The organism is Pseudomonas sp. MIL9, from assembly GCF_016887925.1.
In the GTDB taxonomy this organism is placed as follows: Bacteria; Pseudomonadota; Gammaproteobacteria; order Pseudomonadales; family Pseudomonadaceae; genus Aquipseudomonas; species Aquipseudomonas mohnii.
In genome coordinates, this window is the sequence record NZ_JAFEHE010000004.1 from 428,793 (window position 1) to 449,751 (window position 20,959).

The 20,959-nt window shown below is 60.2% G+C and carries 20 protein-coding genes and 2 pseudogenes; 13 read left to right on the forward strand and 9 right to left on the reverse strand.

Going from position 1 to position 20,959, the window contains the following annotated elements:
• Positions 1 to 103 precede the first annotated feature (103 nt).
• Positions 104 to 622: pseudogene (radC, locus tag JQF37_RS06430) on the forward strand (DNA repair protein RadC); the annotation flags it as partial.
• 223 nt (positions 623 to 845) lie between these two features.
• Here the strand turns inward: radC and JQF37_RS06435 are convergent.
• Genes JQF37_RS06435 through JQF37_RS06445 form a run of 3 tightly spaced genes read right to left on the reverse strand, consistent with a single transcriptional unit; the run spans position 846 to position 4,107 of the window.
• Entirely contained in the window at positions 846 to 1,862 is a 1,017-nt protein-coding gene (locus JQF37_RS06435; protein WP_204149570.1) for a tyrosine-type recombinase/integrase, read from the reverse strand.
• On the reverse strand, positions 1,859 to 2,851 hold the full coding sequence (locus tag JQF37_RS06440; protein WP_204149571.1) for a tyrosine-type recombinase/integrase: 993 nt from the start codon (positions 2,849 to 2,851) through the stop codon (positions 1,859 to 1,861). Before JQF37_RS06440 ends, JQF37_RS06435 begins: the two co-directional genes overlap by 4 nt.
• Positions 2,848 to 4,107 carry a tyrosine-type recombinase/integrase gene (locus tag JQF37_RS06445; RefSeq protein WP_204149572.1) on the reverse strand — a complete coding sequence of 420 codons (1,260 nt, stop codon included), beginning with the start codon at positions 4,105 to 4,107 and terminating at the stop codon, positions 2,848 to 2,850. Before JQF37_RS06445 ends, JQF37_RS06440 begins: the two co-directional genes overlap by 4 nt.
• Positions 4,108 to 4,249: 142 nt before the next feature.
• Between JQF37_RS06445 and JQF37_RS06450 the strand changes: the two are divergent.
• A pseudogene (locus JQF37_RS06450) lies at positions 4,250 to 4,408 on the forward strand (JAB domain-containing protein); the annotation flags it as partial.
• Between the two features lie 32 nt (positions 4,409 to 4,440).
• On the opposite strand, the gene JQF37_RS06455 reads toward JQF37_RS06450, so the two are convergent.
• A complete protein-coding gene (locus JQF37_RS06455) occupies positions 4,441 to 6,024 on the reverse strand; it encodes an ABC transporter substrate-binding protein (protein WP_130211036.1) in 1,584 nt (527 codons plus the stop codon).
• Between the two features lie 447 nt (positions 6,025 to 6,471).
• Between JQF37_RS06455 and rpmB the strand changes: the two genes are divergently transcribed.
• The gene (gene rpmB / locus JQF37_RS06460) at positions 6,472 to 6,705 is read left to right on the forward strand and encodes a 50S ribosomal protein L28 (RefSeq protein WP_034147715.1); all 234 of its coding nucleotides are present in this window, start codon (positions 6,472 to 6,474) and stop codon (positions 6,703 to 6,705) included.
• A gap of 11 nt (positions 6,706 to 6,716) precedes the next feature.
• A complete protein-coding gene (gene rpmG / locus JQF37_RS06465) occupies positions 6,717 to 6,872 on the forward strand; it encodes a 50S ribosomal protein L33 (protein WP_007894709.1) in 156 nt (51 codons plus the stop codon).
• A gap of 201 nt (positions 6,873 to 7,073) precedes the next feature.
• Here rpmG and JQF37_RS06470 read toward each other — a convergent pair whose 3' ends face one another.
• Positions 7,074 to 7,436, reverse strand: coding sequence for a cupin domain-containing protein (locus JQF37_RS06470; protein ID WP_130211035.1), 363 nt, complete (start codon positions 7,434 to 7,436; stop codon positions 7,074 to 7,076).
• A 222-nt stretch (positions 7,437 to 7,658) separates the two neighbouring features.
• Here JQF37_RS06470 and JQF37_RS06475 point away from each other — a divergent pair, with 222 nt between their 5' ends.
• Entirely contained in the window at positions 7,659 to 9,152 is a 1,494-nt protein-coding gene (locus JQF37_RS06475) for an aldehyde dehydrogenase (RefSeq protein ID WP_130211034.1), read from the forward strand.
• 186 nt (positions 9,153 to 9,338) lie between these two features.
• Positions 9,339 to 10,484: an MFS transporter gene (locus tag JQF37_RS06480; RefSeq protein WP_130211033.1), complete on the forward strand. Its 1,146-nt coding sequence runs from the start codon at positions 9,339 to 9,341 to the stop codon at positions 10,482 to 10,484.
• Positions 10,485 to 10,511: 27 nt separating this feature from the next.
• Here JQF37_RS06480 and JQF37_RS06485 read toward each other — a convergent pair whose 3' ends face one another.
• Together JQF37_RS06485 and JQF37_RS06490 are read right to left on the reverse strand one after the other, a co-directional pair.
• Complete coding sequence (locus tag JQF37_RS06485; protein ID WP_130211032.1) at positions 10,512 to 12,080, reverse strand: phospholipase D family protein; 1,569 nt, start codon at positions 12,078 to 12,080, stop codon at positions 10,512 to 10,514.
• A gap of 60 nt (positions 12,081 to 12,140) precedes the next feature.
• Complete coding sequence (locus JQF37_RS06490; protein ID WP_130211031.1) at positions 12,141 to 13,574, reverse strand: PLP-dependent aminotransferase family protein; 1,434 nt, start codon at positions 13,572 to 13,574, stop codon at positions 12,141 to 12,143.
• A 179-nt stretch (positions 13,575 to 13,753) separates the two neighbouring features.
• On the opposite strand from JQF37_RS06490, the gene JQF37_RS06495 reads away from it, so the two are divergent.
• Positions 13,754 to 13,999, forward strand: a complete 246-nt coding sequence (locus tag JQF37_RS06495) for a DUF1127 domain-containing protein (RefSeq protein WP_130211030.1) — start codon at positions 13,754 to 13,756, stop codon at positions 13,997 to 13,999.
• Positions 14,000 to 14,100: 101 nt separating this feature from the next.
• On the opposite strand, the gene JQF37_RS06500 is transcribed toward JQF37_RS06495, so the two are convergent.
• Positions 14,101 to 15,414 (reverse strand): FAD-binding oxidoreductase, encoded by a 1,314-nt coding sequence (locus JQF37_RS06500; RefSeq protein ID WP_130211029.1) that lies wholly within the window; start codon positions 15,412 to 15,414, stop codon positions 14,101 to 14,103.
• A gap of 147 nt (positions 15,415 to 15,561) precedes the next feature.
• Here JQF37_RS06500 and JQF37_RS06505 point away from each other — a divergent pair, with 147 nt between their 5' ends.
• Entirely contained in the window at positions 15,562 to 15,915 is a 354-nt protein-coding gene (locus JQF37_RS06505; RefSeq protein ID WP_130211028.1) for a YkgJ family cysteine cluster protein, read from the forward strand.
• A gap of 126 nt (positions 15,916 to 16,041) precedes the next feature.
• Here JQF37_RS06505 and JQF37_RS06510 read toward each other — a convergent pair whose 3' ends face one another.
• Positions 16,042 to 16,530, reverse strand: a complete 489-nt coding sequence (locus tag JQF37_RS06510) for an Lrp/AsnC ligand binding domain-containing protein (protein ID WP_047535058.1) — start codon at positions 16,528 to 16,530, stop codon at positions 16,042 to 16,044.
• Positions 16,531 to 16,687: 157 nt separating this feature from the next.
• Between JQF37_RS06510 and dadA the strand changes: the two genes are divergently transcribed.
• The 5 genes from dadA (at position 16,688) to JQF37_RS06535 (ending at position 20,764) form a co-directional block, all read left to right on the forward strand.
• Positions 16,688 to 17,992, forward strand: a complete 1,305-nt coding sequence (gene dadA, locus JQF37_RS06515; RefSeq protein ID WP_130211027.1) for a D-amino acid dehydrogenase — start codon at positions 16,688 to 16,690, stop codon at positions 17,990 to 17,992.
• The gene (locus JQF37_RS06520) at positions 17,964 to 18,317 is read left to right on the forward strand and encodes a RidA family protein (protein WP_047535056.1); all 354 of its coding nucleotides are present in this window, start codon (positions 17,964 to 17,966) and stop codon (positions 18,315 to 18,317) included. The genes dadA and JQF37_RS06520 overlap by 29 nt, the downstream gene beginning before the upstream one ends.
• A gap of 97 nt (positions 18,318 to 18,414) precedes the next feature.
• Positions 18,415 to 19,488 carry an alanine racemase gene (gene alr, locus JQF37_RS06525; protein WP_130211026.1) on the forward strand — a complete coding sequence of 358 codons (1,074 nt, stop codon included), beginning with the start codon at positions 18,415 to 18,417 and terminating at the stop codon, positions 19,486 to 19,488.
• 128 nt (positions 19,489 to 19,616) lie between these two features.
• Entirely contained in the window at positions 19,617 to 20,165 is a 549-nt protein-coding gene (locus JQF37_RS06530) for a cupin domain-containing protein (protein ID WP_090326586.1), read from the forward strand.
• A gap of 182 nt (positions 20,166 to 20,347) precedes the next feature.
• On the forward strand, positions 20,348 to 20,764 hold the full coding sequence (locus tag JQF37_RS06535) for a c-type cytochrome (protein ID WP_047535053.1): 417 nt from the start codon (positions 20,348 to 20,350) through the stop codon (positions 20,762 to 20,764).
• The last annotated feature ends 195 nt before the right edge of the window (positions 20,765 to 20,959 follow it).

Consider the following 20,959-nt stretch of genomic DNA (forward strand, 5'->3'; position numbering starts at 1 on the left):
GGCGATACCCCCTCCCCAGGGATGAATTCGCCAGCAAAAAAGATGGGCTACGATATCACAGCGACCGCTACGGAACAGCGGCGCCCACAGACAGGGAGGTGCTATGAGTATTCGCAATTGGCCGGTGGCGGAGCAGCCGCGGGAGAGATTACTGACGCTGGGAGCCGCGAGTCTTTCAGACGCCGAGTTACTGGCGATATTTTTACGAACCGGCGTATCCGGCAAAAGCGCGGTGGATCTGGCGCGGCATCTGCTGGGCCAGTTTGGCAGTCTGCGCGCACTGCTCGAGGCCGATCTGGTCATGTTCAGCATGCATTTGGGGCTGGGCCCGGCAAAATTCGCTCAATTGCAGGCAGCCCAGGAAATGAGCCGGCGGCATTTGGCTGAACGGGCGCGCCAGAAACCGGCACTGGAAAACCCCCACGTGGTCCGTGAATACCTGAAATCGATGCTGCGTCACGAGCCGCATGAAGTATTCGGTTGCCTGTTTCTGGATTCCAAGCATCAGGTACTGAGCTTCGAAACGCTGTTTCGCGGGTCCATTGACAATACGAGTGTGCATCCGCGGGAGGTGGTCAAGCGTGCGCTGGCTAACAACGCAGCAGCCTTGATCCTCTGCCATTTTGTGGCGCGCCACAAAATGAACATTATGTGCCCCGTTTTCTTATGTGTCCGAGGGCGGCGACACCGGCGTAGATCAAGGATTTCGGCCCAGTAGCAGGAGACATAACGGGTGAGCCGCCAAGACGGCGAATCCCCGCCCGATCGGCAGATGGATGGTTGTTGTGAGGTTGGACGATCAAGCGAAGCGAAAGCAAATCACCCAGCCCAGCAGCGGGTAGCGACTACAAGGACGACAGCCAGGCCAGCATTGCGGCATCGTCCTGCCACGCGGGTTTGCGCGAGCGTCCCAGGCTTGCAGCGACGGGCTCGCACAGCTCCAGAGCATCGGTCTTCATGCGGATGGTGATTTCGGCATACCGGTTGGTCGTCTCCAGCCTGACGTGCCCCAGCCAGCCCCGAATGACATTCACCTCGACGCCAGCTTCGAGCAGATGAACCGCGGTGGTATGCCGAAACACATGCGGCGTGACCCGGACCTGCGAAAAGGGCCTGGCCGAGGCCTCCCAGGCCTGCGCAAGGTGGCGGATGCGCTTGTAGATACCGAAGCGGGTCATCGGCGCTCCGCCCGTCCCGACGAACACCGACTCGGTTGGCCCCAAGGAGGCTGCGCGTTCGTCCAGCATGGCTTGCAAGGCCTTCGCCGTCTGGCTCCACAAGGGGCAGGTCCGCCATTTCGAGCCTTTGCCCAGCAATCGAACCTGGGCGGGCGACTGCAAATCGAGCTGGCCGACCGTCAACTGGGCCACTTCGGAGACACGCGCCCCCGTGTTGTACAGCAGCATCAAGAGCGCGCGATCGCGTATCGAGAGCCTGTCCTGAGCGGGAATGCTGGCGAACAAGGCTTCGACTTCATCGCGTGCCAGGAACTTCATCTCCGGCAGAGGGCAGCGCTTCATCGGAATGGCCGCGACCTTTGCGCAGGACGGTAGCATCTCGGGGACTGTGCGGCCGATGTACTCGTAGAGCGCGTGCAGCGCCGCCAGGCGCTGGTTGCGCGTGCTGATGGCGTTGCCACGTTCGACCTCCATGTTGCGCAGGAAAGCTAGCACCGCGTGGTAGTCCAGATGTTCCAGCTCCAGTTCGCTTACGCCCCGGTGATGCGCTCCGGCGACGAAGACCAGAAACAGGCGCAGGCTGTCGCGGTAACTGCGGATAGTGCTGGGCTGCAAGCCCTTGTGCCGGGGAAGGTAGTCCAGGATGTAGCCATGGATGACCGATGAAAAACTCTGGAGTTTCATGGCGCCACCTCTTCGGCAAGCAACGGTGCAAAGACCTCGAAGCGCTGGTTGGCAGCACTGAGCAGGTCACTGGTGATGGTCAGGTACACGGCCGTGCTGGCTGGGTTGAGGTGCCCGAGGAAGGTCGACAGGTGATGCAGGCGATCGGCAGGCGCAATCCCCTGGCGATACCACCTCAGCAGCGTTCGGACTGCAAACGAATGACGCAGTCCGTGGACATGCGGTCCGAAGACGCCGGCCGGGACATTCAGAGCCAATTGCGGCAGCAGGTCATCGCGGAACGTATTGCGGATGCTGTTCGTGCTGATGGGGTCTCGTCCATTCCAGGAGAACAGGAAGCAGGCACCCGCGCAGGCATAACCTCGGGCCTCGCGTAGGGCCAAATAGCCGCGCAGCCTGGCGGCCAGCTTGGGGCCGAATGGCACCAGCCTGTCCTTGCCAAATTTGGTGTTTCGGATCTCCAGGACTTCGCGCTCCGGGTCCACGTCGCCCCATTGCAGGCGGGCTACCTCGCCAACCCGAAGACCGAGGCCGGCCAGTAAGGCGAAAATCATCTCGTAGGTGGCGCCCCGCAGCGGCGCGCGCGAGTTGTCCTGCAATGCCTTGGCATGGGCCAGCAGTTGCCGGATGGCCTCGGGCGGGAACAGGAAAGGCAGCCGCCGGGCCGTCTGCGGCTGCGCTTTAGCTTGTACAGGGGACGCCGCGAGCAGCTGCTGGCTGACGATCCAGTCGAACAGTCGTCGCACATTGCTCAGCAAGTTGTTGTAGCTGCGTGGGTTGGTGCGATGGCGGGAGACCAGGAAGGCCTGCAGGCATCCAGCATCGATCGCTTCAATGCTGTCGATGCCTTGTTCATCCAGGAACCGGTCGAGCAGACGCAGTTGGCGGTCTTCGTTGGCGAACTTGCATCCCATGGCCCGCTTGGCGCGCAGGTACTGTTCGATGTGAGGCGCGAGGGGGCTGTGAAAACCATTCCAGTGGGCGGTCATAACACGTCCTCCGCGTTTGCGATGACCAGTTCGCGCAGCTTGTGCAGCGCAACCTTGCCGTAGACCAGTGTGGAGGCCGGGTTACGGTGGCCGACGTAGTCGCCGATGACCTTGAAGGGGACGTCGGCCTCGACGAGATGCTGCACACAGGCGTGGCGCAGGGTGTGCGATCCCGCTCGGGACACCTGGATGTCGGCGGCTCGCATCCGGATGCCGACCATCGATGAAACCGTGGCGTGCTGCATGGGCGCGTAGGGCGACCTGGCCGTGAGAAAGGCTTGGCGATGCGCCACGTCGGTGCGTCGAACCTGCAGATACTCAATGACCGCTTCGCCGGCTGTCGCCGAGAGTGGATAGCGGGTCGAGTGCCCACCTTTGCGCATGGGAATACTGACCTGGGCGTGCTTCCAGTCGAAGTCGTCCAGGCAGAGGGCCGCGATCTCCCTGGCACGCAGCCCATAGCTGGCCAGCAGCACCAGAATGGCATAGTCGCGCTTACCCAGGTCCGAGCGCCGATCGATGCTGGCAAGCAGTCGCTTGACATCCTCCCAGCGAATGGCGCGAGGAATGGAGGCCTGCCTGTAGCTGCGCCCGCGCGGCACACTGTGCACGAGATCCGTGACCACGATGCCCTCTCGGTGCAGATAGCGGAGAAAGACGCGCAAGGCCCCTGCGCTGTTGAGCATGCCGGATTTGTGTAGGGTTTTTGCGCGCTCGCTGAGGAAATCGGTGATGCAGGCAGGCGTCAGTCCGGCCAAGACGATACCGGCTTGCGCTAGGTACGACTCGAATGGACGCAGCGTGTAGATGTAATTGTGCAGTGTGGTACGGAGCAACCCCTTCTCCTCCACCAGAAAGGTGAAGAAGCCTGGGACGGAGACGGAAAACGGCATGGCGGGCTTATTGCTCGGTCGCGTGTAGCCGGACAAGGCCACGCACAACATCCGCTCTACGGGAATACGGCTTTGCGCGACAACTGCCGCCCTGTCCTGGGCGTTCTTGCACCAGCCGCCATGTTCGGCCTTCCATCGTTCGACGAAAGGATCGACATGATCGGGAAGCTCCTGCAACTGCGTAGCGCCTCTTGCGATGGCGAAATCGTTGAAGTGCGCGAGCGCCCGGACATGCTGTCGAATCGTGTCATTGGACGTGTGCTGCTCGTCGAGCGACTGGACGTAACGCTCGATCTGCGGGCCCAGCCACAGGGCCTTGATGCGGTCAATCGCCTTAAACGACCGAAAGTGATGTTCCAACATGACAACCACCTCTCTAGAAAAGCGAAGGAGATGTCATGCTGCGCTTGGCCTGCGGTTATGTGCCCTGATGCTGGGCCGAAATCCTTGATCTACGCCGGTGTGGCTACCTTCGGGCACATAAGAAAACGGGGCACATAACTGCCACAACCACCCGTCAGGGAACTCCGACCCCAGTCAGGCTGATCGGGTGTTGACCAAGCGTTTGCAAAAGGCGCTGGAGTTGATCGATGTGCGGGTGCTTGATCATTTCATCATCGGCGACGGCGATCCGTTGTCCATGGCCGAGTATGGGTGGATGTGAATGAGTGCATCACTGTAGGAGCAACCTTGCTCCTACAGTTTGACCTTTGAATAGTCCTGACGCCCAAACGGGCTGACTGAATAACCCTCGACATTTTTGCGCGTCAGGGCGAAAGCCGTCGGATGGGCCAGCGGTAGCCACAGCGCCTGTTGCTGGATCTGCGCTTGCGCTTGCTCATAAAGCTTGGTGCGAACGCCTTGCTCGCCGGTGGTTTTGCCGGCACTGATCAGCTTGTCCAGATCCGCATTGCAATAACGGGCGAAGTTGGTGCCGGATTTGACCGCCGCGCAGGAAAACTGCGGTGTGAGGAAGTTGTCCGGGTCACCATTGTCGCCAGCCCAACCCATGAACAGCAGGTCATGCTCACCGGCCTTGGCGCGGCGGATCAGTTCGCCCCATTCGATCACGCGGATCTCGGCCTGAATGCCGATTTCCGCAAGGTCAGATTGCAGCAGCTGCGCGCCGAGGCTCGGGTTAGGGTTCAGCAGGCTGCCGGAAGGGCGGGTCCAGATGGTGGTCTGGAAGCCGTCCTTGAGCCCGGCCTTGACCATCAAGGCCTTGGCTTTCTCGATGTCATGGGGGTAGCCCGGCAGGTTCTTCGCGTAGCTCCAGGTATTGGGTGGGTACGGGCCGTTGGCCGCTTCGGCGGTGTCCTCGAACACGGCTTTGACGTAGTTGGCCTTATCGAAGGCGAGGTTGATCGCCTGTCGCACTTCGGGCTTGTCCAGCGGTGGATGTTGGCTGTTGATGCCGACGAATGCGGTCATGAAGGCGTCAGTCTTTTCCACTTTCAGGGTCGGCTCTTTCAGCGCGGCCTGTACGTCCAGTGGTTTGGGCGACAGGGCGATCTGGCACTCGTTGCGGCGCAACTTCTGCAAGCGCACGTTGGCGTCCGGGGTGATGGCGAAGATCAGCGGGTCCACTGACGGTTTGCCGCCGAAGTAGTCCGGGTTGGCTTTGTAGCGAACCGAGGCATCCTTCTGGAAACGCGTGAAAACAAACGGGCCGGTGCCGATTGGCTGGCTGTTGAGCTTGTCCGTGGTGCCGGCCTTCAACAATTTGTCCGCGTATTCAGCCGAGTAGATCGAGGCGAAACCCATGCTCAGGGTCGCGAGGAAGGTCGAGTCCGGGTGGTCGAGGGTAAAGCGCACGGTCAGCGGGTCAAGGGCGTCGATTTTCTTGATCAGCGCTGGCAATTGCATCGATTGCGCATGGGGGAAACCGCTCTGGGCAACCTGGTGCCACGGGTTGGCGGGGTCAAGCATGCGGTCGAAGCTGAATTTGACGTCTTCGGCGGTCAACTCGCGGGTCGGGCTGAAATACTCGGTGCGATGGAATTTCACCTGCGGGCGCAGTTTGAAGACGTAGATCAGGCCATCGGGGCTGACTTCCCAGCTGTCCGCCAGGCTGGCGACCACTTTGCCGCTGGCGGTGTCGAAGTCCACCAGCCGGTTCATCAGCACGTCGGCCGAGGCGTTGGTGGTGGTCAGCGAATTGTATTGCACCACGTCAAAGCCTTCCGGGCTGGCCTCGGTGCAGACGCTCAGGGCGGCGGCGAAGGCCTGTGGGCTCAGCAAAAACGGGGCGAGCAACAACGGTAGGGCAGCGAGGCGCATGGTCGGGTTCCTTTACAGATCGAAGGCCCATCTGCAAGTGCAGTCTGGAAAAGGCTTACCCTAGTGGGCTCGATTGCAAATGACTATCCCCTTTTTGATTTTGAGGAGACTATCGGCGACTGATTTTGCTGTGTGCCGGTTGGAAAAAACGCTGGGACGGCGTGTCGGGCGATTCTCTGCGACGAGCGGTCGGAGTCGACGATAGCCTTTATCCAAAGCGCCTGACGCTCGAAAAACAGGGTTTTTATCAACTCAATGTACAGCGAATGTTGTTGCTCTCTAGTCTTTCTGGTATAAAGCAGCGCTCTTTTCTAGGGGCCCGGTTCCTTCGTTTGTAGGTGTAGCCGGTAAGACCCCTAAAGAAACGCGGCGCCTGGCGCCAAATGACTGAGAGATTAAGCGGCCAACCCATGCCGGGTTGGGCATGTGGTTTTAGAGGGCTGAGGCATGTCTAGAGTCTGTCAAGTTACCGGTAAGGGTCCGGTGACTGGGAATAACATTTCCCACGCAAACAACAAAACCCGTCGTCGTTTCCTGCCGAACCTGCAGCATCACCGCTTCTGGGTTGAAGAAGAGAAACGTTTCGTGCGTCTGCGCGTATCTGCCAAAGGCATGCGTATCATCGACAAGCGTGGCATCACTGCCGTGCTGGCCGAAATCCGCAAAGCCGGCAAGATCTAAGGGAGCTAATCATGCGTGAATTGATTCGTTTGATTTCGAGCGCCGGTACTGGTCACTTCTACACTACCGACAAGAACAAGCGTACTACTCCGGACAAAATCGAGATCAAGAAATTTGATCCGGTTGTTCGCAAGCACGTGATCTACAAAGAAGGCAAAATCAAGTAATTGATTTTTCCCTCTTACGAAAAAGGCCCGTATCGCGAGATACGGGCCTTTTTTGTTGCTTGAGTTTTGTGATGTTTGTCAGGGCCTCATCGGCGTAGCTTCGCCCGGAGCCAGCCCGCTTCCAGAGGTTTTGCAAACGACGCAGATCTTCGTGGGCGCGTGGGTTGCCCGCGATGAGGTGGGTCCAGACAATGAAAGTCTTCAGGCCTTCTGCTCAAACGCTACATAAATCTTGCGGCAAGGCTCCAGCACTTCCCAAGTGCCCCGGAAACCGGCCGGGATCACGAAGCGATCACCTGCGCGCACGGTTTTGCTGTTGCCATCGTTATCGCGCAGGACGGAAACGCCCTGAACGATTTCGCAGTATTCATGCTCGGTGAAGTTCACCAGCCACTGGCCGACTGCGCCTTCCCACACGCCGGCATTCAATTGGCCGCAAGGGCTGTTGTAGTGGTTGTAGACCGCTTGCTCTGGATCGCCCTTGAGCACCTTTGCCGGGTCTGGTCGATAGCGTTCGGGCTCGGTGGTAGCCTGGCCGAAGTCGACGATGTTCTGGATGCTCATTGTTGTATTCCTCCGTTATTGTTGGTATCGCCAAAGTCTATGTTTATTAAAATGAACATCGCAAGGTCGTTTGCCGGCCTTTTGTCAAATATATTGAAACTTCCCCTGCCGCTGGTTTAGGGTGGCAGTTGCCTTGGGCCGAAAGCAGGCTGGCCGGGCAGAATTCCTGACAGCGCCCGCGAAGAACGCGGGTGTCGTATTCAATAAGAGGAGGACACTCGTATGACCACCCTGACTCGTGCCGACTGGGAACAACGGGCTCGCGATCTGAAGATCGAAGGCCGCGCCTACATCAATGGCGAATACACCGATGCCGTCTCCGGCGAGACCTTCGAGTGCATCAGCCCGGTCGATGGCCGTCTGTTGGGCAAAATCGCCAGCTGCGATGCCGCCGACGCCCAGCGCGCTGTTGAAAACGCCCGTGCCACCTTCAATTCCGGTGTCTGGTCGCGCCTGGCGCCGACCAAACGCAAAGCCACCATGATCCGTTTTGCCGGCCTGCTCAAACAGCACGCCGAAGAGCTGGCCCTGCTTGAAACCCTGGACATGGGCAAGCCGATCAGCGATTCCCTGTACATCGACGTTCCCGGTGCGGCGCAAGCCCTGAGCTGGAGCGGCGAAGCCATCGACAAGATCTACGACGAAGTCGCAGCTACCCCGCACGATCAACTGGGCCTGGTGACGCGCGAACCGGTCGGCGTTGTCGGCGCCATCGTGCCGTGGAACTTCCCATTGATGATGGCGTGCTGGAAGCTCGGCCCAGCCCTGTCCACCGGTAACTCGGTGATCCTCAAGCCGTCGGAAAAATCGCCGCTGACCGCCATCCGCATCGCTGCTCTGGCAGTCGAAGCCGGCATTCCGAAAGGCGTGCTCAACGTCCTGCCGGGTTACGGTCATACCGTCGGCAAGGCCCTGGCCCTGCATAACGACGTCGACACCCTGGTGTTCACCGGTTCGACCAAGATCGCCAAGCAACTGCTGATCTACTCCGGCGAATCGAACATGAAGCGCGTCTGGCTCGAAGCCGGCGGCAAGAGCCCGAACATCGTGTTCGCCGACGCACCGAACCTGCAGGAAGCAGCTGAAGCTGCCGCGGGTGCTATCGCCTTCAACCAGGGCGAAGTCTGCACCGCCGGTTCGCGACTGCTGGTGGAGCGTTCGATCAAGGACAAATTCCTGCCGCTGGTGATCGAAGCCCTGAAAACCTGGAAGCCGGGCAACCCGCTGGATCCGGCAACCAACGTCGGCGCGCTGGTGGATACCCAGCAGATGAACACCGTGTTGTCCTACATCGAATCGGGTCGCACCGACGGCGCCAAACTGGTGGCCGGTGGTAAACGTATCCTCCAGGAAACCGGTGGCACCTACGTTGAACCGACGATTTTCGATGGCGTGAGCAACGCGATGAAAATCGCCCAGGAAGAAATCTTCGGGCCAGTGTTGTCGGTCATTACCTTCGACAGCGCCGAAGAAGCCGTCGCGATCGCCAACGACACCCCGTACGGTCTGGCCGCTGCAGTGTGGACTTCCGATATCTCCAAGGCGCACCTGACCGCCCGTGCACTGCGTGCCGGTAGCGTGTGGGTCAACCAGTACGATGGCGGTGACATGACTGCACCGTTCGGTGGCTTCAAGCAGTCCGGCAACGGTCGCGACAAGTCGCTGCACGCGTTCGACAAGTACACCGAGCTGAAGGCGACCTGGATCAAGCTGTAAGTCGTTACAGGCGGCCTGTTGCAGAGCAGGCCTCCTGAACGAAGCAGATCCCTTGTGGGAGCGAGCCTGCTCGCGATAGCGGTGTGACAGTCGACGAACAAGTTGAATGTTGCTCCGTTATCGCGTGCAGGCTCGCTCCCACAGTGTTTTGTGCTGTACATAAAACTATCCACAGGAGCGTGGAACATGCGTTGGGCGACGTATTTCGCCGTATTGGCGTCTGTCTTGAGTGTCGGCCTGGCCCTGGGTGTCAGCATGCCGCTGGTGTCGTTTCGCCTGGAAAGCTGGGGTTACGGCTCGTTTGCCATCGGTGTGATGGCGGCGATGCCAGCCATTGGCGTTTTGGTCGGGGCGAAAATTTCCAGTCGTCTGGCGGCGCGTCTTGGTACGGCCAATTTGATGCGTCTATGCCTGTGGGCCGGAGCGGTTTCCATCGGCTTGCTGGCGCTGTTGCCGAGCTACCCGATCTGGCTGGTGCTGCGGTTGATGATCGGGGTGATCCTGACGCTTGTATTCATCATCGGTGAAAGCTGGATCAATCAACTGGTGGTCGAGCAATGGCGTGGGCGCCTGGTTGCGCTGTATGGCAGCAGTTATGCACTGAGTCAGCTGGCCGGGCCGGTGTTGTTGGGCTTTCTTGGTACTGAGCACGATTATGGTTTCTGGGTTGGCGTCGGCCTGCTGATGGCGGCACCGTTTCTGTTGTTGGGCCGCAGCGGTGCGCCGAACAGTGAGGCCGGTAGCGTGACCTTGAGGGATTTGCTTGGGTTCTGCAGGGGACTGCCGGCGATTGCCTGGGCGGTGTCGCTGTTTGCCGCGTTCGAGGCGATGATCCTGACGCTGCTGCCGGTCTACTGCCTGCGCCAGGGCTTCACCACGGAAATCGCTCTGGCGATGGTCAGTACGGTGGTGGTCGGTGATGCCGTGCTGCAATTACCGATTGGCGCATTGGCCGATCGCCTGTCGCGGCGCGCCTTGTTTACCGGGTGCGCGGTGGTGCTGCTGGGGTCGAGTCTGGCCATCCCGTTGCTGATCGACACGCTGCTGATCTGGCCGTTGTGGGTGTTGTTTGGTGCCAGCGCGGGTGGGTTGTTCACCTTGTCGCTGATTCTGATCGGCGAACGTTATCGCGACGACGCGCTGGTCAGGGCCAATGCGCACATCGCGCAGTTATGGGGCATCGGTTGCCTGATCGGGCCCTTGCTGGCCGGTGCCGGCAGCCAGTGGATCAGCGGGCACGCCTTGCCGTTGCTGATGGCAGTGGGGGCGTTGGGCGTGCTGATCGTGGTGTCGCGGCAAGGGGCATTTGGCTCGATTGCCGAACCGGCCTGATCCCTGTGGGAGCGTGCTCCCACAGGGTCACAACATCCGTTCCAGGCCAACCGTATTACTGAGCCAGGCATTGAAGTGTCGCCACCAACTGCCTGGCTCCCTGGTCAGGGTGTGCAGTTTGCCGTTGTCTTCGGTGACCCAGACGATCTGGCTTTTTTCCAGTTCCACTTTGTAGCTCAGGGGCGGTGCCATGCCTTGCAGCGCCAGTTCACGTGCGTGTGCCGCAAGCTCCGGGCTGTCCACCAGTACTCCGACTTCGGTGTTCCACAGTACTGAGCGCGGATCGAAATTGAACGAGCCGATGAAGGCTTTCTGCTGGTCGAAGATCATCGCCTTGCTGTGCAGGCTGGAATCGGAGCCGCGATAGGATCGGCTGTAGAACAGGTTAGGGCCGCTGCCGCCGCCTTCGCCCGGCTGGCGGCGTAACTCGAACAGTTGCACGCCATGCTCCAGCAGCGCCTTGCGATACGGTGCATAACCGCCATGCACCGCCGGTACGTCGGTGGCCTCCAGGGAGTTGGTCAGCAGCCGCACTGACACCCCGGCGTCGGCGCGCCCGGTCAGGTACACCAGCCCCGGCTGGCCCGGCACGAAATAGGCCGAGACCATGATCAATTCTTTGCTGACGCCATTGAGTTCGGGCGCCAATTGCGTGGTCAACAGCAACTGAGGGTCTGGTTCGCCATCGGCCAGCACCTTGCTCGGTGCATCCCACAACGCCTGGTTCCAGGCCCAGATCAGCTCTTTGCGCCAAATGTCCAGGCGCGGTTTGGTCGCGTAAATCATCAGGTGTTTGTAGAGCGCGTGGTTCTGTTTGCGGGTTTCCTCCAGGGATTCTTCGAGCCGGGTCCGGGTATTTTCCAGGTCCTTGGCAGTCGGTTTGCTGGATAGAAACCCATCGATCGGTTTGCTCAGGGCGCTGTTCCAGTACTGGTCGAAACTGTGTCCCAACTGCTCGGCAACCGGACCTGCGCCAAGCATGTCGATGTCGGTGAAGTTCAGGTTGGGCTCGGCATCGAAATACTCGTCCCCCAAATTGCGTCCACCGACGATGGCCATGCTGTTGTCGGCCAGCCACAGTTTGTTGTGCATGCGCCGGTGTTGTCGCGACAGGTTGAACAGGCGCCCCATGGTCCGCGTCACGCCGGTACTGCGGCCCAGATTCAGCGGGTTGAACACGCGGATCTGGATCTGCGGATGCGCCGCCATCGTGGCGATGATGAAGTCCAGGCCGTCGCTGGTGGTGTCGTCGATCAGGATGCGCACGCGCACGCCACGGTCAGCGGCCTTGAGCAGTTCATTGGCCAGCATTCGTGTGCTGATGCCGTCGTGAATGATGTAGTACTGCAAATCGAGGCTGCGTTGCGCATTGCGGATCAGCTCGGCGCGCGCGGTAAAGGCTTCGGTGCTGTCGGAAAGCAGGCGAAAACCGGACTGCCCTTGATGGGGCGCTGCCTGGGCCAGGACCGAGCGGCCGAATGCCGAGTCACTCGCTGGCAGCGCCTGGCTCGGTTCGCGCTGCACGTCGAGACTGGCGCAGCCGCCGAGGAACGAGGCCAGTAACACAAGAGCAAGCAGGGGCTTTGTGACTCTCAAGTGGGATCGTTCCGGTTGGCGGCAGGTATTGGCATATGGACGTTGGTATCCGCAGAAAGGTCAGTCGTTGAGCTCGCTGGTTTCGGCCAGCAATTGAATGGCCGCAGCACCGACCTTGCGCACCGCCTCTTCGATCTGTGCTGTCGGTTTGGCAGCGTAGTTCATCCGCAGGCAATTGCGGTACTTGCCCGAGGCGGAAAAGATGCTGCCGACGGCAATCTGTACGCCCTGGTCGTGCAAGGCCCGATTCAGTTTCAGGGTGTCGAATCCTTCCGGCAATTCAACCCACAGCATGAAGCTGCCTTGTGGGCGACTGGCGCGCGTGCCCGCCGGGAAGTAGCGGGTGACCCAGTCGATCATGGCGTCGCGATTGCGCTGGTATTGCGTACGCATCCGCCGCAAATGGGGTTCGAAATGTCCACCTTTGAGGAATTCGGCGATGGCAATCTGGGGTTGTGGCGCGGTAGAGCCGGTGCTGATGTATTTCATGTGCAGCACCCGCTCCAGATAACGACCGGGCGCCACCCAGCCGATGCGCAGGCCGGGGGCCAGCGTCTTGGAGAATGAGCTGCACAGTAAGACGCGGCCGTCCTCGTCGAAGGATTTGATCGTGCGAGGGCGCGGGTAGGTGTAGGAAAGTTCGCCATACACATCGTCCTCGATGATCGCCACGTCGAAACGCTGTGCGAGCGTCAACAGCGCGCGTTTGCGCGACTCCGGCATGATGTAGCCCAGCGGGTTGTTGCAGTTGGGGGTCAACTGTATGGCCTTGATCGGCCATTGTTCCAATGCCAGTTCCAGCGCTTCCAGGCTGATGCCGGTAAGCGGGTCGGTGGGGATTTCCAGGGCTTTCATGCCAAGGCCCTTGAGGGTCTGCATGGCGCCGTGAAAGCTCGGTGAGTCGACCGCCACGATGTCGCCCGGCTCGCAGATCGCCCGAATGCTGGTGGACAGCGCTTCATGGCATCCGGTGGTCACCACCAGGTCGCCAGGGCTCAGTTGGCAGCCGGAATCGAGCATCAGGCGAGCAATCTGTTCGCGCAGGCCGAGATTGCCGTGGATGTTGTCGTAATACAGGCCGGGCATGTCCTGCCGGCGGCTCAACTGCGCCAGACCGCGCAATAGCGGTTTGAGGGTGGGCGTGGTGATGTCCGGCATGCCGCGACCCAGTTGCACCACATCCTTGCGCGGTACCGCGCGGATCAGCTCCAGCACCTGATCCCATTGCGAAATGTCCACAGGGCGCTGGGCCGGGCGACCGATCGCCGGCAGTTCCGGTAGCTCGCGACTGACCGGCACGAAGTACCCGGATTTGGGTTTTGGTGTGGCCAGCCCGCTGTCTTCCAGCATGCGATAGGCCTGCTGCACCGTGCTCAGGCTGACCCCGTGTTCAACGCTCAGCGCCCGTACCGACGGCAGGCGGTCACCCGGGCGATAGAAGCCCTGTTCGATACGCGTGCCGAGTAATTCGGCGAGATTCACATAAAGGGTCATGGCACTGCCTCGGTGCGGGGGATTCGGTTAACCAGTACAGATGCGGCAAAAATCGACAATTCAGTGCTTCGAACGGCAAATCTGTATGGGAATAATACATGGCTGTTGAATCTGTAATGGTTTTGCTCGCCCGCGCATCATGGAATCTCTGGCTACCCAAGTAAACAGGAGCAATGAAAATGAACGGCTTGAGCGATGTGCGGCTGACGTTACACAGTCAGGAACTGGTGGCAGGGCAGGACAACGGTGCGCAAAGGTCCGTCATGCGCAACGCACCGTCCGGCCTGAGTCGCTGGGATCTGTTCTGGCATCGTCTGCACACGCGCAAGGCGTTGCTGAGGCTGACGTCCGAGCAGCTCAAGGATATCGGGCTGACCCGTGAACAGGCGCGGGAGGAGGGGCTCAAGCCTTTCTGGCGGATCTGAGTGGCGGACCAATCGCGAGCAAGCTCGCTCCCACAGGGATGAAATGGACCCGTGGGGGCAAGCTTGCTCGCGATGTAGCAGGTAAGAGCGAAACCAATCCTTCACACCCACTCTTTCAGTCGATGCCACAACATCCCCAGCGCCAACAATGGCGAGCGCAGATGCTTGCCGCCGGGGAAGGTGATGTGTGGCACCTTGGCGAACAGATCGAATCCACCGCTGTGCTGACCACTGATGGCCTCGGCCAGTAACCTGCCCGCCAGGTGCGTGGCATTCACGCCATGGCCGGAATAGGCCTGGGCGTAATACACGTTCGGCTGGTCGTTGAGTCGACCGATTTGCGGCAAGCGGTTGGCGCCGATGCCGATCATGCCTCCCCATTGATAATCGATCTTCACGCCGGCCAGCTGCGGGAACACGTCCAGCATTTTTGGCCGCATATAGGCGGCGATGTCTTTCGGGTCTCGACCTGAGTAATGGCAGGCGCCGCCGAACAGCAAGCGTCGATCCGCCGAGAGCCGGTAGTAATCCAGCGCCACCCGCTGATCACAGACCGCCATGTTTTGCGGCAGCACCGCGTGTGCCTGTTCCTCGCTCAATGGCTCGGTGGCGATGATGTAACTGCCGGCGGGCAGCACCTTGCCGCTGAGTTGCGGATTGAGTTGATTGAGGTAAGCATTGCAGCCCAGTACCAGCGTCTTGGCGCGGACCGAGCCTTGGGCGGTATGAACCTTGATCTCGGGGCCGTAATCGATTCGGGTAACGGCGGATTGCTCGAACAGTTTTACGCCCAATCGCTGTGCGGCAGCCGCTTCGCCCAGTGCCAGGTTCAGCGGGTGCAGGTGCCCGGAACCCATGTCGACAAGGCCACCGACGTAGCGGTCGGAGCCCACCACTGTGTGCATCTCATGGGGTTGCAGCAGGCGGGTTTCGTAGCGATAACCGAGGCTGCGCAGTTCTTCGGCGTCTTCGGCGAAGCCTTCGAGGTCGCGGGGTTTGTTGGCCAGGTCGCAGTATCCCCAGGTCAAGTCGCAGGGGATCTGAAATCGCTCGATGCGCTGTCGGACGATTTCCACCGCTTCCAGCCCCATGAGTTTCATCTGACGCACACCGTCCGCACCAATCACGTTGGCGAACTGATCGAGGCCGTGACCGACACCGCGAATCAACTGCCCGCCATTGCGTCCGCTGGCGCCCCAGCCGATCTTGTGCGCTTCGAGCAACACCACGCCGAGGCCGCGTTCGGCCAGTTCAAGCGCCGTGTTCAATCCCGAGAACCCGCCACCGACCACGCACACGTCGGCCAGCACTTCGCCCTTGAGCACCGGATGCTGCGGCTGCGGCAAGCTGCTGGCGGCGTAGTAGGAGGTCGTATGCTGGTGGTTCGAGACAGGTTGCCGAGCACGAGCAGTCATCTGCGTGATCCTGATTCTTGTGTTTATAAAATTTGACGGAGCATAAGCCGGACCTTCGCAGACGGGCAACATTGGTCGGTTGCTGCTGTCTGGAAAAGGGCTTTTGCGTCAGAATCACGCTCTATTCCGATATCGGTCACCGCTTCGATGAGCTGCAACAGTCAGAAAATCCGCACGCTTCGCCAGCAGATTCCCTCGTTCGAGTGCGTCCCCGGCTGCCATGACTGCTGTGGTCCGGTGACGACCTCGCCGGAAGAAATGTCTCGCCTGCCGCGCAAGACCCGGGCCGAGCAGGACGCGGCGATGGAGGAACTCAACTGTGTGCATCTGGGACCGAACGGCTGCACGGTGTATGACGAGCGGCCGCTGATCTGCCGGTTGTTCGGCACGACCAAGCGCTTGCCGTGCCCTAATGGCCGGGGACCGGTGGAGCTGATTCATCCGCAGGTGGAGAAGCAGGTGTTCGAGTACATGGCCAGTACACGGCAGGTGTTGGTTTAAACGGCGGTGTATTTCAGCTGAATTGAGTCGACCGCCATCGCGGGCGAGCCCGCTCCCTCAGGTGCTGCGCTGACCCTGTGGGAGCGGGCTCGCCCGCGATGGGGCCAGACCGGACAACGCAGCTCTTCAATCCGCAATCGGCAAATTCAAGCTCTCTTTCACCTCTTCCATCACGATGTAACTCTTGGATTCGCGCACATGGGGCAGCTTGAGCAGGATGTCGCCCAGTAGCTTGCGGTACGAGGCCATTTCGGAAATCCGCGCCTTCACCAGATAGTCGAAATCCCCTGACACCAAATGGCACTCCAGCACGTGTGGCAGCTTCAGCACCGCGCGTCGGAACTCTTCGAAAGTGTCGCCGGATTTGTAGTCGAGACTGATCTCCACGAACACCAGAAGGCTGCCCTTGAGGTGCTGCGGATTGAGCCGCGCGTAGTAACCCATGATGATCCCTTCGCGTTCCAGGCGTCGCACCCGCTCTGTGCAGGGCGTGGTCGAGAGTCCGACCTTCTCCCCCAGCTCGGTGAAGGAGATACGCCCGTCCGCTTGCAGGATCCGCAGGATGTTGCGGTCGATCTTGTCCAGCTCACGTTTGGTTTGAGTGTTGGTACGCATAGGGGATGCGCCTCCGTGAAAAGGGTTTTTGCCGAGAATTGTCGCCAAATATAAGCGCTTATATAGTGAAAATCACTGGCTATTCTTTTTTACACTGCGCCTATCTAAAGCTCTGAACAACAAACGTCAGCGGTTAGCCGCGATGAGGGATATGAAAATGCGCGTTATGGTCTTGGGTAGCGGCGTCATCGGTACCACCAGTGCTTACTATCTGGCGCGTGCCGGGTTTGAAGTGGTGGTCGTCGACCGGCAGCCGGCTGCCGCGATGGAGACCAGTTTCGCCAACGCCGGCCAGGTTTCGCCGGGTTATGCCTCGCCGTGGGCCGCACCGGGCGTGCCGCTCAAAGCCATGAAGTGGTTGTTGCAGCGCCACGCGCCGCTGGCGATCAAGGCCACTGGCGACATCGACCAATACCTGTGGATGGCACAGATGCTGCGCAACTGCACCGCCAGCCGTTACGCGGTGAACAAGGAGCGCATGGTCCGCCTGTCCGAGTACAGCCGTGACTGCCTCGACGAATTGCGCGCCGAAACCGGCATTGCCTACGAAGGCCGCAGCCTCGGCACGACTCAATTGTTCCGCACCCAGGCCCAGCTCGACGGCGCCGCGAAAGACATCGCTGTGTTGAAAGAGTCCGGCGTGCCGTTCGAACTGCTCGATCGCGAAGGTATTGCCCGCGTCGAACCGGCCCTGGCCAGCGTCACCGATATCCTCGCCGGTGCCCTGCGCCTGCCGAACGACCAGACTGGCGACTGCCAGATGTTCACCACCAAGCTGGCAGAGATGGCCGCGAACCTTGGTGTGCAATTCCGTTTCGGTCAGGACATTCAGCGCCTCGACTTCGCCGGCGATCGCATCAACGGTGTATGGATCGACGGCAAACTGGAAACCGCGGACCGCTACGTCCTGGCACTTGGCAGCTACTCGCCGCAACTGCTCAAGCCATTGGGCATAAAGGCCCCGGTGTATCCGCTCAAGGGTTACTCCCTGACCGTGCCGATCACCAACCCGGCCATGGCCCCGACCTCGACCATTCTCGATGAGACCTACAAGGTTGCGATCACCCGTTTCGACAACCGCATCCGCGTCGGCGGTATGGCTGAAATCGCCGGTTTTGACCTGTCGCTGAACCCGCGTCGGCGCGAAACCCTGGAGATGATCGTCAACGACCTTTATCCTCAGGGCGGTAATCTGGCCGAGGCCAGCTTCTGGACCGGCCTGCGTCCGACCACTCCGGATGGCACGCCGATCGTTGGCGCCACACCGTTCAAGAATCTGTTCCTGAACACCGGTCACGGCACCTTGGGCTGGACCATGGCTTGTGGTTCCGGCCGCTTGCTGGCTGATCTGATGGCGAAGAAGAAGCCGCAAATCAGCGCCGAAGGCCTCGATATTTTCCGTTATGGCAACAAAACCCAGGAGTCCGCAAAGCATGTCAATCCAGCGCCAGCTCACCAATGAGCGCATGAGTCAGATCGTCACCCACAACGGCACGGTTTATCTGGCCGGGCAGGTTGGCGATGACATGAACGCCGGGATTGAACAGCAGACTCGTGAAGCCCTCGCCAATATCGAGCGTTTGCTCGATCTGGCCGGGACCGACAAAAACCGTCTGCTGTCGGTGACGATTTACCTGAAAGACATTGATGCACACTTCGAAGGCATGAACTCGGTCTGGGACCAGTGGTTGCCCAAAGGCGCCACACCGGCCCGTGCTACCGTCGAAGCGAAACTGTGTGAACCGGAAATCCTGGTGGAGCTGTCGGTTGTAGCCGCTCTGCCGTAAGCAAGTCTGAAAGATCCCTCTCCCGGCGCTGCTGGCGGCTAATGTCATCAGCCAGCGCCGGTTTTTCTTCCAAACGACCGACCAGAAGTCTGCCGCCATGCGTCCTGCCCGTGCCCTGATCGACCTTCAAGCCCTGCGTCACAACTACCAAATCGCCCGTGAAGTCTCGGGTGCCAAGGCCCTCGCGGTCATCAAGGCCGACGCTTATGGCCATGGCGCGGTGCGTTGTGCCCAGGCGCTGGAGGCCGAGGCCGACGGTTTTGCCGTGGCCTGCATCGAAGAAGCCCTGGAACTGCGGGCCGCGGGCATTCGTGCGCCGGTGCTGTTGCTGGAAGGCTTTTTCGAAGCCGATGAACTGTCGCTGATCGTCGAGCATGACTTCTGGTGCGTGGTGCATTCGCTGTGGCAGCTCGAAGCGATCGAGAAGGCTGCATTGAGCAAACCGATTGTGGTCTGGCTCAAGCTCGACTCGGGCATGCACCGGGTGGGCCTGCATCCGAAGGATTACCAGGCGGCCTATCAACGTCTGCTGGCCAGTGGCAAGGTCGCGAAGATCGTGCTGATGAGCCACTTCGCCCGTGCCGATGAGTTGCACAGTCAAGCGAGCGCCGAGCAGGTCGCGGTGTTTGAAGCGGCGCGTCAGGGGTTGTCGGCCGAGGTCAGCCTGCGCAACTCGCCGGCGGTGCTCGGTTGGCCGCAGATACCGAGCGATTGGGTGCGCCCGGGCATCATGCTCTACGGCGCCACGCCATTCGAAGAAGCCAATGCCGTGGCTGCACGCCTGCAACCGGTGATGACCCTCGAATCGAAAGTGATCTGCGTGCGTGAACTGCCGGCCGGCGAGCCGATTGGTTATGGCGCCAAATTCATCACCCAGAAACCGATGCGCGTTGGCGTGGTGGCCATGGGTTACGCCGATGGCTACCCGCGCCTGGCGCCAACCGGCACGCCAGTGCTGGTCGCCGGACAACGTAGCCAGTTGATCGGCCGCGTGTCGATGGACATGCTGTGCATCGACCTGACCGATGTGCCGCAAGCGGGCCTGGGTTCTACCGTGGAGCTGTGGGGCAAGAACATTCTGGCCAGCGACGTGGCCATTGCGGCCGGGACGATTCCTTACCAGATCTTCTGCAACCTGCGCCGGGTGCCACTGCTCTATTCCGGGAGCTAAGGCCAGACAGGCCGGACCGGAAGTTGTCTCGCCGAACAGGATTCAGGTCAAAGTGTTGTAAATACTGAACGCTGTCGCCATGATAACGCTCATTATTCCAACAACCTGAATTCCTGGAGGCTCCAGCATTGGACGTCGGTGAGCGACTGCAATCAATCCGTAAGCTGAAAGGTCTTTCCCAGCGTGAGCTCGCCAAGCGTGCGGGCGTCACCAACAGCACCATTTCGATGATCGAGAAGAACAGCGTCAGCCCTTCGATCAGCTCGCTGCGCAAAGTGTTGGGCGGGATTCCCATGTCCATGGTCGAGTTCTTCTCCGAAGAAATCCTGCAGGAAAAACCGGCTCAGATCGTCTACAAAGCCAACGAGCTGATCGATATTTCCGATGGTGCAGTGACCATGAAACTGGTTGGCCGGGCACACCCGAGCCGGGCTATCACGTTCCTCACTGAAATCTACCCGCCAGGCGCCGATACCGGTGAAGAGATGCTCACCCATGAGGGCGAGGAAACCGGCATTTTGGTCGAGGGGCGGCTGGAACTGGTGGTGGGACTCGAAACATTTGTGCTCGAGGCGGGCGATAGCTACTACTTTGAAAGTACCAAGCCGCATCGTTTCCGTAATCCGTTCGATGCGCCGGCGCGACTAATCAGCGCAGCTACACCGGCGAATTTTTAAAGAAAGAGGCGCCCTGCCAGCATGGCCGAGGCCCCCGGGCTGTTTTACCGTTACGCAACAAGACCCCTTCGACTTTGGGGTTGTTTCAGTGTCGCGGGCTTACCGCTATACTTGCGCCCGCCTGCGAACCGTGGCCGTAGGCGTGACTAGCCACCATTGAGGGTGAACGCGTGAATCTAATTATGAAAATGCTGGCTGCACCAGCAACCGTATTGGCCCTCTGGGCTGTCAGCGCTCAAGCTGCGACCAACGACGATATTGCCAAGCGCCTTGAGCCAGTCGGCCAGGTTTGTGTTCAGGGTAAAGAGTGCAAAGGCATGGAAGTCGCCGCCTCTGCCGGCGGCGGTGGCGGTGCCAAGACGCCTGACGAAGTGATTGCAAAACATTGCAACGCTTGCCACGGCTCCGGCCTGCTGGGCGCACCGAAAATCGGTGATGCCGCTGCCTGGAAAGATCGTGCCGATCACCAGGGCGGCCTGGACGGCATCCTGGCCAAAGCCATTACCGGTATCAACTCGATGCCGCCTAAAGGCACTTGCGCCGATTGCTCCGACGCCGAGCTCAAAGGCGCGATCCAGAAGATGTCCGGCCTGAAGTAAGGCGCTGCATCTTTCGCAAAAAACCGTCTCCGGACGGTTTTTTTGTGCCCGCGGATCGCCGCTGACCCCTGCAGGAGCGAGCTTGCTCGCGATGATCGCCAACGATAGCGTGGTGAACCTGACACTCCCCGGCGCCTTCTAATCCATCGCGAGCGAGCTCGCTCCTACAGGGCTTTGTATTGCTTGCGGGCTGTT

Coding starts and splice junctions, on each gene's coding strand:
- JQF37_RS06500 (WP_130211029.1), bottom strand. CDS start 15,414: ATGACTGCTCGTGCTCGGCAACCTGTCTCGAACCACCAGCATACGACC.
- rpmB (WP_034147715.1), top strand. CDS start 6,472: ATGTCTAGAGTCTGTCAAGTTACCGGTAAGGGTCCGGTGACTGGGAAT.
- JQF37_RS06475 (WP_130211034.1), top strand. CDS start 7,659: ATGACCACCCTGACTCGTGCCGACTGGGAACAACGGGCTCGCGATCTG.
- dadA (WP_130211027.1), top strand. CDS start 16,688: ATGCGCGTTATGGTCTTGGGTAGCGGCGTCATCGGTACCACCAGTGCT.
- alr (WP_130211026.1), top strand. CDS start 18,415: ATGCGTCCTGCCCGTGCCCTGATCGACCTTCAAGCCCTGCGTCACAAC.
- JQF37_RS06505 (WP_130211028.1), top strand. CDS start 15,562: ATGAGCTGCAACAGTCAGAAAATCCGCACGCTTCGCCAGCAGATTCCC.
- JQF37_RS06520 (WP_047535056.1), top strand. CDS start 17,964: ATGTCAATCCAGCGCCAGCTCACCAATGAGCGCATGAGTCAGATCGTC.
- JQF37_RS06510 (WP_047535058.1), bottom strand. CDS start 16,530: ATGCGTACCAACACTCAAACCAAACGTGAGCTGGACAAGATCGACCGC.
- JQF37_RS06495 (WP_130211030.1), top strand. CDS start 13,754: ATGAACGGCTTGAGCGATGTGCGGCTGACGTTACACAGTCAGGAACTG.
- JQF37_RS06435 (WP_204149570.1), bottom strand. CDS start 1,862: ATGAAACTCCAGAGTTTTTCATCGGTCATCCATGGCTACATCCTGGAC.
- JQF37_RS06470 (WP_130211035.1), bottom strand. CDS start 7,436: ATGAGCATCCAGAACATCGTCGACTTCGGCCAGGCTACCACCGAGCCC.
- JQF37_RS06445 (WP_204149572.1), bottom strand. CDS start 4,107: ATGTTGGAACATCACTTTCGGTCGTTTAAGGCGATTGACCGCATCAAG.
- rpmG (WP_007894709.1), top strand. CDS start 6,717: ATGCGTGAATTGATTCGTTTGATTTCGAGCGCCGGTACTGGTCACTTC.
- JQF37_RS06535 (WP_047535053.1), top strand. CDS start 20,348: ATGAAAATGCTGGCTGCACCAGCAACCGTATTGGCCCTCTGGGCTGTC.
- JQF37_RS06480 (WP_130211033.1), top strand. CDS start 9,339: ATGCGTTGGGCGACGTATTTCGCCGTATTGGCGTCTGTCTTGAGTGTC.
- JQF37_RS06455 (WP_130211036.1), bottom strand. CDS start 6,024: ATGCGCCTCGCTGCCCTACCGTTGTTGCTCGCCCCGTTTTTGCTGAGC.
- JQF37_RS06490 (WP_130211031.1), bottom strand. CDS start 13,574: ATGACCCTTTATGTGAATCTCGCCGAATTACTCGGCACGCGTATCGAA.
- JQF37_RS06440 (WP_204149571.1), bottom strand. CDS start 2,851: ATGACCGCCCACTGGAATGGTTTTCACAGCCCCCTCGCGCCTCACATC.